The organism is Halobacillus sp. A1 (assembly GCF_024189295.1).
Classification (GTDB): domain Bacteria; phylum Bacillota; class Bacilli; order Bacillales; family Halobacillaceae; genus Halobacillus_A.
Genome location: NZ_JAIZEN010000009.1, coordinates 37,179 through 50,679, shown reverse-complemented (window position 1 = coordinate 50,679; position 13,501 = coordinate 37,179). Strand labels below are relative to the sequence as shown.

Sequence of the window (13,501 nt, the reverse complement as noted above, 5' to 3'; positions counted from 1 at the left end):
TTTGGTGAATGAGTTAGTTATACCAAAAAAGGAGGAATTTTTTTATGAGGTTTAAAGGTTTAGCAACACTGTCATTAGCTTTTACCATGGTACTTTTACCTGATTCAGGTGAAGCTTCTGCAGAAAAGAAAGTTGATTCCCTTCCCAAAGTAGAAGAGAATACTAAGGCGGAGCAAGGGGATTACGTTAAAGGTGAGGTAGTCGTTAAATTCAAAGAAGGAAAAGGAAAAACTGGTGAAAGGGCTGCATTAGACGGAGTAAAAGCTTCAGAGATTACCGACGATGATGCCGTGGATTCCGATTTTAAAGTGTTGAAGGTGGGTAATGTTGAGGCTGTTGTCAAAGCGTTGAACAAAAACCCTAATGTCGAATATGCAGAACCTAACTATGAATTTGATGCTGCCTGGACTCCAAATGATACTTATTATAATAGCGTACAATATGGGCCGCAAACGACAAACACACCGGCGGCCTGGGACATAACAAGAGGCAGCAGGAATCAACAAATTGCAGTAATTGATTCAGGAGTGGATTATAACCATCCGGATTTGAATGATAAAACAGTGCGCGGGTATGACTTTGTTGACAACGATAATGATCCTATGGATGAAAATGGACACGGTACTCATGTAGCTGGTACTGCTGCGGCTGAGACTAACAACAGTCAGGGAATAGCCGGAATGGCTCCTGATACAGAAATTCTAGCGGTAAGGGCGCTCGATGCCAGCGGAAATGGATCATTAGCTGCTATTGCTGACGCCATTCGTTATTCAGCTGATCAAGGAGCAGAAGTCATCAACCTTTCGCTAGGATGTGACTGTGATACTCAAACCCTTGAAGATGCGGTGAATTACGCTTGGAGCCAAGGTTCACTAATCGTTGCTGCTGCAGGAAACGATGGAGTTTCTACCACTTTTGAACCTGCTTCCTATAGCAACGTTATAGCTGTAGGGGCAGTCGACGAGAATGATGATATAGCATCCTTTTCGAACTATGGCACATGGGTTGATGTTACTGCACCTGGCGTAGATATTGCCTCTACGGTACCGGACGGAGGTTACGCCTACATGTCCGGGACGTCAATGGCATCTCCTCATGTAGCGGGATTAGCTGGTCTATTAGCCAGTCAAGGTAAAAATAATACTGAAATTCGTTCTGCCATCGAGAATTCAGCTGACCCGATTAGCGGTACAGGATCCTACTTTAATGATGGGCGAATCAACTCTTATGAAGCTCTAAACTATTAATCTGTATTTTATAAAACTGACTTTAAAGGTGGGGGCCTTTTAAGTCAGTTTTTTTGTGTGAGGAAAATGTATTGAAACTTCACTAATACTATATAGAAATAATTTTCAAGGGATAAAAGAAGTCATTAAAAAGAGGGGATTCTGCGGTCATTATTTACAATGTTGTTCACTTATGGGGAACAGAATTGCAGCCAAAAATGTAATGAATAAGGTATAACTATGGAATGAAAATAATGAAGAGAAGTGGTGAGAGCCGATGAGGCCACCTTAAAATTAATGTGTTAAAATTATCTCTTTCTTGCTCGCTTTATCAATTGTTTTCGAACTTTTTCGACTTTTATTAAAATTTTTCTGAAATAGTAGTTTATTCATCTTGTTAGTGGGAACCTAACCCGTACGTGGGGAAGTTCCATGGTTTGATAATAAAGTGAAAAAATTTTATCTAAGGAGTGTATTGTAAAATGAAAGATCTTTATCCTTCAAGACAGAATAACAAACCTGAAATTTTTGAGCGAAAGGATCCAGTGATTCATACTGATCGATCTAAGGATGATCAAGCACCTATCTCAACAGAACAGCTTGACTTCTATGAAAAAAATGGATTTCTCCAAATTGAAAACTTTTTCTCGGATGAAGAGGTTTCAAATATGCAAAAAGGAATTTTTGAGTTACAGGAGGACAGTGACGGCGTTCAATCGGATAAAGTCATCAGGGAGCCTGAGAGTGATGAAATCCGTTCCATATTCCATGTTCATGAAGATGACAACTACTTCAAAAACATAGCCAATGATCAGAGGCTGCTGGATCTCGTTAATCATTTACTGGGAAGTGATGTGTATGTCCATCAATCCCGTATTAACTATAAACCAGGATTTACTGGAAAAGAATTTGATTGGCATTCTGATTTTGAAACATGGCATGTTGAAGATGGAATGCCAAGAATGAGGGCAGTCAGCTTGTCTATTGCTTTGTCCGATAATTACACGTTTAACGGGCCTTTGATGCTCATACCTGGGTCCCAAAACTATTATGTCAGTTGTATAGGTGAAACGCCTGACGATAATTATAAGGAGTCTCTACAAAAGCAAAAACTCGGGGTTCCTGATCACGATAGCTTGAGATGGCTGGCTGAAAAAGGCGGGGGCATCTCAGTCCCAACAGGAAAAGCTGGGTCTATCACACTATTTGAAAGTAATACCATGCACGGTTCCAATGGTAATATAACTCCATATAGCCGTAACAATCTATTTATGGTTTATAATAGTGTCGAGAATCAGCTCGTGAAACCGTATTCCGGCGGCAAGGAACGACCAGAGTTTATTGCCGTACGTGATGGGGTCCGAGACTTAAGCTACAGCAAATAAATATTCTATGGAATTTCCCCGAAATGAAAAAAGCTCGAGGCATCATTACTGCCTCGAGCTTTTGTGTGTTTTTATGAAATGGATTCAAAAAGGGTTCGTCGCCCATTGAAGGGAAGTTTTAATGAAGATGCGCTGGTTCAATTTAAGCTGTGACACCATATATTCCGCTAAGTCTTCAGGCTGCATGAATTTATCCTTGTCTTGCTCTTCAAGTTTCTCGCCGAAAGCTAACTCAGTGGCTACAAGGCTTGGATTCAGGGTGAAAACTCGGATATTGTTTTTGCGGACTTCCTGCATAAGTGCTTCAGTCATACCCTGGATGGCAAATTTCGATCCGCTGTAAGCTGTGGAACCAGCCGTACCTTTTAAACCGTTACTTGATGAAATATTGATAATATTTCCTTGATCCTTTGCAATCATCTGAGGGAGAACGGCACGTGTAACATGATATGTTCCAAATACATTGACTTCAAAAGTTTTTTTCCAGTCCTTAGGATCGATTTCCAAAAAAGACCCCTTTGCGCTGATTGCTGCATTGTTAATTAAAATGTCAGCTGTTCCGATTTCGTTTTTTAAATGTGCGACAGCCTGGTCGACAGCCTCCATATCAGAAATATCTGCGACAGCATAACTGGCCTTCACTCCTAATTCCTCAGCCTCTGAAACCACTTCTTTTAATCTGTTTTCTGTGCGGGCGATTAAACCGACATGAACGCCTTCACGTGCAAATTCGAGAGCGGTGGCACGTCCAATGCCTCGTCCCGCCCCTGTAATATAAGCGACTTTTCCTTTAATGTCTTGTCCCATATAACCCATCCTTTCTGATTTACTGCTAGTGTAAGTGTAATGTTTATAAAATTTATTATCAAAAATATGGATTACACTATATTAATGATTAGGTGCCTAAACAAAATTCTTTCGGTCGATGAATGGATGTGTTAATATATTTCGATGTACGAAATATTAGCCAGATCGACGGGAAAGAAGGAAAAACATGGTTGGAAATAGTGAAACAACAAGTTCAGAAGAGAAAATAAATCGGGGACCTTTAATGCTGGTTCTCATCTCTGGAGCGTTTGCCGCGATTTTGAACCAGACTTTATTGGCCACAGCATTGCCGCATATTATGAAAGATCTTGATTTGAATGCAAGCACGGCTCAATGGCTTACTTCGATATTTATGCTGGTGAATGGGATTATGATTCCGATCACAGCTTTTTTGATTGAGCGATTTACTACGAGGGCGTTGTTTCTAACGGCAATGGGATTGTTTGCTGTTGGTACTGCAGTCTGTGCAGTAGCTCCCAACTTTCCGATCCTGATGGTCGGACGGATTGTCCAGGCCTCAGGTGCAGGAATTATTATGCCTTTAATGCAAACTATTTTAATGATGGTCTATCCTATAGAAAAGCGAGGATCAGCCATGGGAATGTTTGGGCTGGTAATATCTTTCGCTCCTGCTATCGGCCCGACTCTGTCAGGTTGGATGGTTGAGCAATTCCCATGGAGGAGTCTATTTTATGTGATTTTACCAGTAGTAATCATTGACTTTATTATTGCATACTTCATTTTGAAAAATGTAACAAATCAAACCTATCCAAAAGTGGATGTATTATCTATCATTCTTTCATCACTAGGGTTCGGAGGGTTACTGTATGGCTTCAGTACGGCTGGAAATACGGGCTGGGGTGACCAGCAGGTACTTATATCCATGGCTGTAGGTGCTGTTGCTCTTACAACTTTCATATTAAGACAATTCAAATTAAAACAGCCCATTCTTGAGTTTAGAGTATTCAAAATAAAAGTGTTCACTCTAACAACGGTACTAGGAATGGTAGTGTTCATCGCGCTGATCGGTGGAGCTACTGTACTGCCGCTGTTCATGCAGAATATGCTTGGTTTCACAGCGCTTGAGTCCGGTTTGATGCTTCTGCCGGGAGCCCTCCTGATGGGTTTTATGAATCCTATTACAGGCCGGCTTTTTGATAAATTCGGGGCGAGGTGGCTTGCCATTATCGGTCTATTGATCGTGACTACTACCACCTTTATGTTTACAAACTTGGATTCACAAACGACGTTTACGTATTTAGCTGTTGTAAATGCAGCGAGAATGTTTGGAGTGGCTATGGTCATGATGCCGGTGACGACGGCAGGATTGAATCAGCTGCCTACTCACTTGATCCCGCATGGGACCGCGATGAATAATACGATGAGACAGGTTTCAGGTGCTGTTGGCACAGCCCTTCTTGTCACTGTAATGACTAATGGAGCGATTCCTGATGAAGGAATCAATGGGTTGATTCACGGGGTCAACGTGTCATTCATAGTGGCGGGTATAGCCGCCCTTGTCGGTTTAATCTTATCTTTTTTTATAAAAAGTTCTAAGGCTGAACAAAATATCCAAGTAAATTCTTAAAGAATATATTAAGATTATTTATTGAAAGACCGAAAGAAAAAAGTAGAAGTTCACTTGCTACATATAGGTGTCTTCTACTTTTTTTATTGGCTATGTTAATGGTGGTTGATGACATTGCGAAGTGGTTTATTCAAGAATATGGCAGGATACTTGAAGACTTGATTCCGAGACATTGGGTAAGTAGATCAGGGCGGCGGGGCATGCATCGCTTTCCGTGGGAGCCGCCTGAACCTCTTCAGACTTTATCTTCCGGGGTCTCACCAAGCAGTCTCTTCCCACAAGAGTCTCCCATTCCCCGCCGCCCCTCACTATGATTTGCATCTCGAAATCGCCCGAACTACTTATTGTGGGGCCAATAAACTCCAGTGCTATAGTTATTACATTTTAATTTGAAAACTCCTGCACTTTAAGCGAGTTTCAAGCATCTTCTCGCATATAATAGTCTCGCTGGTTATCACTCAAAAGCTGTTATTATTTATGTGAAGCACCGAATAAGATGTTTCTGTTATCCTCTTAAGAGCAAGAAGATCCGGGAAATTGCGAGACTCCTTTTATAAAAGCGGAAGCGCTTTGGTCAGCGGTGTATGGACTGTACTGAGGTGGCGGAGATAAAGGAAACACGAAGAACGGAGTGATTCTTAATGAGAATAAGGTCAAGTTGAGCGTTCATATAATGTAAAGTTTTGAGTGGCTATGTTTGCCTTAAGAAAAGCTTTAAACTTCAATTCAAGGAGCGACTGAGGTCGTCATATAGTTCGGCGTTAGAAAATCCTTTAAAAATAACTCCCCAAAAAATATCGACATGAAGGAGTCGCACGATGAAAATAAAAAATACATTACCGAAGAATAACGTTAATAAACACAATGAGCTCATAGAACAGGGGTGGATTCCTTTAAAAGAACCTTCTTCAGTATTTGCGGCCACTATATTTTCGATACCCCTTATGATAGTTAATACATTCATCACGCTAGGAGTTTTATATTTAGCCTCTGGATTTTCTATCAATGAATTCTTAATCATTGATAATTCCATAACGATCACTATAAATTTATTCTCATTATTATTTTTTTTATTGTTGATTTTTATCTTGGTAGTGGTACATGAAGCGATCCACCTACTATGCGTTCCGGACTTCCTCAAATCTGAAAAGACCTATGCCGGGTTAACATTTTTTGGAGGATATGTTTATACGGAGGAGAAACTCAGTAAAAAAAGGTTTCTATTAATTATGGTCGCACCATTTTTCATACTCTCCATATTGACCCCTCTCGTTCTTGGATTATTTGGGTTATTGAACTCGACTATAATATTATTGGTGATTTTTAATGCGGCTGCATCCTCTGTTGACGTGCTTGGAGCACTCATTATTTCTTTCCAGGTACCGAAGCGGGCAACTATGGTAAGTAATGGGATTAGATCCTATTGGAAAAGTTAAAAAGAATCAAGGGGTAGGAGAATTTGGAGCGGAAGAACAATGGGTCTCGGTACAAAAAGGAAATGATATGGGAACCCCTTTTTACGAAGCGAGGGGCTTTACGTTTATGTTCGAAGATAGAAGCTATGCTAATCAAGAAGAGGAACAGTATATTTCTTGCAGTATCACCAATATATTTAACGTAGATGGCAATGGTTAAATATGACGAGGAGGAAACAGGAGTATGTATTTGGTTATAGTAGTCTTTGCGATGATTTTATTCACAGGGGGACTTTCACTTGCAGCATTTGTACATCCGTTATATGGACTTTTAACAATCATCGGCGGACTAATGCTCGGGTTTGCTCATGTTCCATGGAAAGAAGTGAAAAAGGAAAAGAAAACGAAATTGTTATATATTGGATCAATGGTTTACCTGCTCATTGCAATGGGCGCCGCATTTATATTAATGACCTATTTTATCCTATAAAAACTTCTGGTGAAGCAGTTAGAAGGATATTCATGAATCAGTAAGCTTATACTTTTACTCTCTTTTATGAAAAAGTTAAAATCAAATGTAACATAGGGAAGGTGGTAAAATGGGAAGCTTTTTCAAACGATTATTAGGCCAGCGATCGTGTTATATATGTAAAAAGAAAGCAAAGAACCCAAGTTATTATTTGGACGATGAAGGAAATAAAGTACCCGTCTGTTTTAGATGTTTGTCTTACGCAGAGCGGCGGGCATTAAGAAAAGCATAACTTTTAACGATTTACCCCTTTTCAATTAACTCAGATAGCGTTACAATGTAGATTAGGAAAAAGGGATAGTACTTTTTCCCCCATAAATGTGCTAGTTGAATTGAAACGCAACAAATAAATAATCTTGGTAAAAATGTACTGGACAAATAGAGCTAGACATAAGCCAAAAAAGGACTTGTACCTTTTTTGGCTTTTTTTATTGGAAAATTTAGGAGGATCACCGGGAATGGAAGGATTAGATAGAAAGAAGTATGAAAAGTCACTTCACTTGCTTACAGGATTCCATCTAGCAAAAAAGAGTATGGAAGCTTATCACCATGCAAAAAATACAGTGGAATCGGATTCACCAATTGCTGATGAGATCACAAGTGCATGTGCTGCGATTTGTCGAGACTGTGTGGAAAATATTAAGCAGCTGAACGATGAAGAGTTACACGAAGTTATGAAAATCTGTCTGGCAAATGCCATGATGTGTGATGAACTGTATTCTAATGTGAAATAAAATGATTGGCAGCCCTGTTTAATTTCTATAGATGAGTGGAACTTTATTGATAACTAAAGCGATTGGTTTTAATTTCAATATAAAAAGGATGAGATCTATGGAAAAAAATTCAGTACACGCAGAAATTGCAAGTTATACAGGAAAGCTGTTCAGGGATAACTTCGGAAAAGGACCCTCTTCTGTTTATGTTTCTATTGAACATCCCTTTATCACTATTTATCTTAGTGACTTTTTAGCCCCTATGGAAAGAGTGTTAGTAGGGCAGAAAAATTTTATGAAGGTTGAAGAGACACGTGATTTTCTCATGCAGGAACTCTTACCTGAAATTAAGGCGACGCTGCGCGTGACAGCGGACATAGATGTTGAAAACATTTATTATGATTGGTCGCTTAGAAATAAATCAGGCATTCTGGTCGCCGTAATCAAAGAAGAAAACAGTGAGAAGCAAATAGGTGATCTTTCCGATTACCCTAAAAAGGATGAAGTTCACAATGAAATTATCAGGGTGAGTAAGCTGGCTGAGAAGGCACCTGAGAAGGTTGAGTCCATATATTTGAACTCAAGGACACTTCTTGTCGATCGTAAAGGTATCCTTGTACGTATTGAAAAAGAATTGATCAACTCAGGTTTCAGTGAACAACTTCGTTTGAGCAAAAGACAGCTTGAGAAAAGGTTACTTGATCCTACAGTGTTTGAAACGATTCTTGGAACTCAAATCCAGGATATATTTGTGGACTGGGATTTCAGCCTGGATAAAAGCTACATCATATTTATCTTAAAACCAAAATAAAGACTGGTGGAAATGTACTAGACAATAGAGCTAGACATAAGCCGGAGAGGATATAATCCTTTTCGGCTTTTCCTATGAAGAAAATGGAAGTACTCCAATTTATTTTGAGGGAAGGGTGAACCGTCATTACTCTTAAATTAATTTCAACACTTCATTCAACAAAGAGCCATTTAAAATTAAGAGTAAAAAAAGGAGGAAACTAAATGTTCGGAATTGCCGACTTATTAAAGCTGCTTCTATCAGCTTTTATTATACTGCCGGTTGTATCGGTAATTCGTGAAGGAGGCTATTTGATAGCGAGTCACTTTCTCGGCGCCAAAAGCTCTAAGGTGACTGTCGGATGTGGACCTCGCATTTTCAATTTAGGGGTATTTGAGATTCGTAAATATTATTTCATGTACAGCTGGTGCACCTATGAAGAGTTAAAAGTCGATAAAAATTGGGCGCATCTTCTCGTATATTCAGCCGATATTAAGTAATATTGTAGTCGCTTTAGGTGTGAATGGGTTGTTGGCGTCAGAATCAATTGGTATGGAAACCTTTTGGCAGCAGTTTATCTTTTATGCCTTTTATTTTGTGCTCTTCGATATACTTCCACTGTATTATCCTGATGGTCAACCGAGTAACGGGAGAGTCATATACGACCTTATTAGACATGGCCGATTGACGGATTATCAAAAATATGATCCACAGGAAGAATTGGAGCATGGAACCAATTAATAAAGGGGGATATGAATGGGATACAAACTAATAGCAAAAGATGCAAAAGAAATCGTCATTGAATTTGCGAAAAACAACAAAGAAATAGTATTTGAAACGTATCAAGAAGCCAACGAATTTGCTGTTAAAGTAAAGAAAGAAAATAGGTGGACAACAGGTTATGAATTTTCCATTATTGAAGATGAATAGTTGGTAGGGAACTGGTCTATAGAAGAGCTTAGGCCAGTTTTTTTATATGCGAATATATCGGTTGTGATACTATAAAATATATAAATTAACTCTTTAAGTGGCAAACTTTCTTTGCTTAGCAATACTAACTTTAATGCAGTATTCCAAGGAAAAGTGAAGAAATAGGAGGAAATCGCAGTGTCAAAAGATGAAATCTTAAATATTTTTCATAAACAATTGAGAGTGGATATAGAACCCCAGGGATATAAACGAGAAAAAACAGAATATGTAGTAAGGCACGTATCTAACTACAATGAAGATGGATTCATTTCTTCATCCAATATTAATGAAGTAAACGCACATGAGGTCATTCGTTCAGAATTGAAATACTTTAATGAAATTGGCCAGGGATTTGAGTGGAAAGTTTACAGCTATGACCAACCAACAAATTTGTTAAAGATATTAGAAGCCGAGGGATTTGAAGTGGAAGATCGAGAAGCATTGATGGTAATGGAGATTAATGAAGATCATCCGTTTCTGAATTTTGATTTACCAGCAAACTTGAGAGAAATTACTAGTATGCAGGAGATCAGAGAGTTGATTCAATTAGCAGAAATGGTCTTTGGAGAACCCTTGAGTGAATTAGAAAAAAGATTGTGTCGTGATAAACTACAAAATCCTTTATCTATATTTTTATATGGAATATATGAAAATGAAGAACTTGTCAGTGCAGGATGGATGTATCTTGAAAATGGGACTTCATTTGCCAGCTTTTGGGGAGGAGCCACAAAGCAAGAGGCTCGCGGCAAAGGGTATTACTCCTCCTTACTAAAAGTTCGTGCTCAAAAAGCCTTTGAACATGGGTACCGTTTTATGACAGTTGATGCACTTCCCACCAGCCAGCCCATCCTAGAGAAGAATGGTTTTGAATGCCTGGCTTATTCTTATGGATGTCAATCACCAAAACAGAGCATTCCTAAGTATAAATGAGTTCATTTCGTAGCAGAAATTAATTATCGGTTAAAAATCTGCACATGAGTACACTGTTATCAATGTTGATACAAATGCCATAAACTCGTGTGAACAGACTGCTTAAAAAATGGGGACCACCAAAATTCTTCATCCTTTTGCATTGAAGATTGGCCGAACCAGCTGCAGTCTCTTTATTGTCAGCGTTTTAATGTGCCATCCTTCCTTTAAACTTCTCCCTTAAAATTTGGGTACATAAATCTAAGCTTACAGAGCTGGTTGCACATGAAAGCCATCCTTCTTTTTTTCAAATTTAGGAAATTTTTTTATATATAGAAGGATAATCCATCCGTTATATCGAAGTGATATCTATGGACGACGTTTGACTGTTCTTTGTTACTATTCAGCTTTTATTGAGGAGAGATTAGATGAGTCAGCTAAGCAACAGTCTTACAGTTAATGAAAAAGAAGAGCTGTATAAGCAAATCATTGAGCATTCCTTTGAACCTACCATCATTCATTCGGGGAAAATTATTTTGTATTTAAATAAAGCAGCGGAAGATTTTTTAGATGCACACAGAAACGAACTGATTGGAAATTCAGCTTTAGCTTTTTTTAAAGAGGATAAGAAAAAAGAAATAAGCGATCGAATAGAGAGAGTGCACAATAAACAACAAGCTCCTGGGCGTTTTGAAGAGTTTTTGATTAAACCGGACGGGAGCTTAGTAGAAGTTGAACTTACGTGCGCTCCTGTAGAATTCGGTGACAAAAGAGCTATTCAAACGGTATTCAGAGATATTACGCAATATAAGCTGACTGAGTCTCAACTATCAGAAGTCAGGCATGAAATTTATGAGATTGCTACAGCCATAGTCCCTGTCTCAGATGGCGTATCAATTATCCCTCTGGGAGGGCGGATTGATAGTGTACGGGTTGATCAATTATTGGATACTATTCCTTTAAAATTGAAGGACTCTGATCTGGATTATTTAATCATCGATTTTTCAGGGATCTACAAATTGGATGAGGTAGTTGTCGGGTTTCTATTCAATATCAACGACATTATCAGGCTGCTTGGTATACACCCTGTATTTACAGGTATACGTCCCGAGCTTGCGAGAAAAGCTGTACAAATCGGAAAGGATTTAACCGAGATGCACACAGTAGGCACCGTCAAACAAGCTATACAAAAAATCAATAAAACATAAGGTGAAGCTGCTGAGGATGGGTGCCCCCAAACATACAGCAGCTTTTTTAATTACGAATTCATCCTAGTTCTTTTTGTATGATTTCCTGAGAGAAGTGAAGTTTAGGATGAATAGAATTATAGCTGTTAAAACTGCTGGCCCTGCAACATCTAATATTTGTTCTGTATTTCTAGGGATTCCATTGTGCGAAAAGTTAATATCGCATAAACAGCATCGATTCCAATGGATGTTTTCCTAACTTTCCTTTTTCCTTAATATAGTCAGCATCGTAGTAGATGCTGTTTTTAGTAAATTGAGTGGGGTGTTCGAAGTGGTGAGGCTTGAAGTGTTATAGTAAACTTGGGAGAATACTATAACGAAGCTTGGCACGAATTTCACTCAGAAAATGAGCCTTACAGCTACCGTTCTTTAAAGTGAGTTTTTGAATGATCCTTTATGAAGTGACTCATTGATAAGGATTTGGCCCAATAACGAAAGGAGATACCTATGTACGACATTACAATCATTGGGGCAGGAGTAAGCAGTGTTTTTTTAGCTTATACACTACTGCAGACAGAAAGCGGCCTTTCTATACATATTATCGATAAGGGAAAAGAACTAAGCGAAAGAAAATGCGGGCTGGATGAAGGTAAATCATGTGAATGTGAGGATGGCTGCAGTAAATATATAGGCTTTGCAGGTCTTGGCATGTCAGAAGGGAAATTCAATTACACAAACGATTTCGGTGGAGAACTCGGCAAAAAAATCGGCAAAAATAGAGTTAGCGAACTGATGAAGGAAGTGGATGAGATTCTTTGTTACTTTGGAGCGGAGCAAGTCGATCTGTATAGCACTAAGAATGAATCATTAGCTGCCAGGGCATCCGCCCATTCCTTAAAAGTTCTATCAACTGAAGTCCGCCATCTGGGATCAAATCTTGCATTGGAAGTTTTTCAAAACATGTATGAATCTATTAAAGATCGCATAACGTTTACCTTTAGTGCCCAAGTAGAATCATTAATCAAAAAAGATTGTTTTACTATTGGTACAAATCAAGGTAACTTTCACAGTGAAAAATTAGTGCTCGCAACAGGGATGAGCGGGAGTGAATGGCTGGCTTCACGAACAGCCAGCCTCGGGCTCTACCCTGGAAAAACGCGTCTCGATCTTGGGTTGAGAGTGGAAATGAAAGGAGATCAGCTCGACTCCATACTTAAAGAAACGTTTGAAACGAAATTACAGTACAGAGACCGCGGTTATACTTCAACTACGTACTGCATGAATCCTAAGGGAAGGATCATTCGCAAGTATCAGCACGGCCTCGTCATGGCGGATGGTCAAAACCAACACGAAAAAGAAGTACCGAGTACTAATTTGAACTTCACGTTATTCACTCCTCGTCATTTTCATTCCTATGATGCAGCCATGAAGGAAGCGAAAAGAGTGATCGGAGGAATTAATGATAAAAGGGAAAGGGTAGTCGTGCAAAGATTAGAGGATCTGAAGAAAAATACAGCCACCTCATGCATCGAAAATAACTTGATCCGTCCATCACTTAAAGGAGACACAGGGAATTTGAATGATGAAGTCCCCGGGCTTTACATAGAGACTTTGCTGCATTTCTTTGAAGCATTAGAAGGGCTGATGGGAGAAACTATTCATCCTGACACACTTCTATATGGTATGGATGCAAAGTTTTATGAGCCAAAAATATACACGAATGAGAAATTCGAGACTGAAATACCAGGGTTGTATTTAGCTGGTGATTGTTCAGGAGATACTCATTCATTGTCCCAGGCAGCGGCTAGCGGTATTTATTTGGGGAAACTATTAAGACAAAAGAATTAATAAGGATTCACGCCTGGCTGTTTGTTTTTGCTGAAAAAAAGGTTTAGAACGGCTATGCTATGTGGCAGAGAAACCTTACTGAAGCAGAGGGTTTAAATGATTGACTAATACCCG

The 13,501-nt window shown here is 39.1% G+C and carries 14 protein-coding genes; 13 read left to right on the top strand and 1 reads right to left on the bottom strand.

The annotated features are described in order from the left end of the window. The first annotated feature begins 44 nt into the window (after positions 1-44). Positions 45-1,247: a S8 family peptidase gene (locus LF817_RS11185; protein WP_253935901.1), complete on the top strand. Its 1,203-nt coding sequence runs from the start codon at positions 45-47 to the stop codon at positions 1,245-1,247. A 461-nt stretch (positions 1,248-1,708) separates the two neighbouring features. Then, positions 1,709-2,611, top strand: a complete 903-nt coding sequence (thpD, locus tag LF817_RS11180) for an ectoine hydroxylase (protein WP_253935900.1) — start codon at positions 1,709-1,711, stop codon at positions 2,609-2,611. A gap of 84 nt (positions 2,612-2,695) precedes the next feature. Here thpD and LF817_RS11175 read toward each other — a convergent pair whose 3' ends face one another. Further along, positions 2,696-3,418, bottom strand: coding sequence for a 3-ketoacyl-ACP reductase (locus tag LF817_RS11175; protein ID WP_253935899.1), 723 nt, complete (start codon positions 3,416-3,418; stop codon positions 2,696-2,698). A 187-nt stretch (positions 3,419-3,605) separates the two neighbouring features. Here LF817_RS11175 and LF817_RS11170 point away from each other — a divergent pair, with 187 nt between their 5' ends. The 11 genes from LF817_RS11170 (at position 3,606) to LF817_RS11120 (ending at position 13,387) form a co-directional block, all read left to right on the top strand. Further along, on the top strand, positions 3,606-5,027 hold the full coding sequence (locus LF817_RS11170; protein WP_253935898.1) for an MDR family MFS transporter: 1,422 nt from the start codon (positions 3,606-3,608) through the stop codon (positions 5,025-5,027). An 818-nt stretch (positions 5,028-5,845) separates the two neighbouring features. Continuing rightward, the gene (locus LF817_RS11165) at positions 5,846-6,463 is read left to right on the top strand and encodes a DUF3267 domain-containing protein (RefSeq protein WP_253935897.1); all 618 of its coding nucleotides are present in this window, start codon (positions 5,846-5,848) and stop codon (positions 6,461-6,463) included. A 223-nt stretch (positions 6,464-6,686) separates the two neighbouring features. Further along, positions 6,687-6,932 carry a hypothetical protein gene (locus LF817_RS11160; protein ID WP_253935896.1) on the top strand — a complete coding sequence of 82 codons (246 nt, stop codon included), beginning with the start codon at positions 6,687-6,689 and terminating at the stop codon, positions 6,930-6,932. Between the two features lie 497 nt (positions 6,933-7,429). Continuing rightward, positions 7,430-7,705 carry a four-helix bundle copper-binding protein gene (locus tag LF817_RS11155; RefSeq protein WP_253935895.1) on the top strand — a complete coding sequence of 92 codons (276 nt, stop codon included), beginning with the start codon at positions 7,430-7,432 and terminating at the stop codon, positions 7,703-7,705. A 97-nt stretch (positions 7,706-7,802) separates the two neighbouring features. Next, positions 7,803-8,495 (top strand): Na-translocating system protein MpsC family protein, encoded by a 693-nt coding sequence (locus LF817_RS11150; protein ID WP_253935894.1) that lies wholly within the window; start codon positions 7,803-7,805, stop codon positions 8,493-8,495. Positions 8,496-8,698: 203 nt separating this feature from the next. Beyond that, positions 8,699-8,974, top strand: coding sequence for a hypothetical protein (locus tag LF817_RS11145; RefSeq protein WP_253935893.1), 276 nt, complete (start codon positions 8,699-8,701; stop codon positions 8,972-8,974). 28 nt (positions 8,975-9,002) lie between these two features. Next, a complete protein-coding gene (locus tag LF817_RS11140) occupies positions 9,003-9,215 on the top strand; it encodes a hypothetical protein (protein WP_253935892.1) in 213 nt (70 codons plus the stop codon). A 15-nt stretch (positions 9,216-9,230) separates the two neighbouring features. Further along, positions 9,231-9,404: a hypothetical protein gene (locus LF817_RS11135; protein ID WP_253935891.1), complete on the top strand. Its 174-nt coding sequence runs from the start codon at positions 9,231-9,233 to the stop codon at positions 9,402-9,404. Between the two features lie 177 nt (positions 9,405-9,581). Beyond that, complete coding sequence (locus LF817_RS11130; protein WP_253935890.1) at positions 9,582-10,373, top strand: GNAT family N-acetyltransferase; 792 nt, start codon at positions 9,582-9,584, stop codon at positions 10,371-10,373. 407 nt (positions 10,374-10,780) lie between these two features. Further along, on the top strand, positions 10,781-11,560 hold the full coding sequence (locus tag LF817_RS11125) for a PAS domain S-box protein (protein ID WP_253935889.1): 780 nt from the start codon (positions 10,781-10,783) through the stop codon (positions 11,558-11,560). A 486-nt stretch (positions 11,561-12,046) separates the two neighbouring features. Then, positions 12,047-13,387 (top strand): NAD(FAD)-utilizing dehydrogenase, encoded by a 1,341-nt coding sequence (locus tag LF817_RS11120; protein WP_253935888.1) that lies wholly within the window; start codon positions 12,047-12,049, stop codon positions 13,385-13,387. The last annotated feature ends 114 nt before the right edge of the window (positions 13,388-13,501 follow it).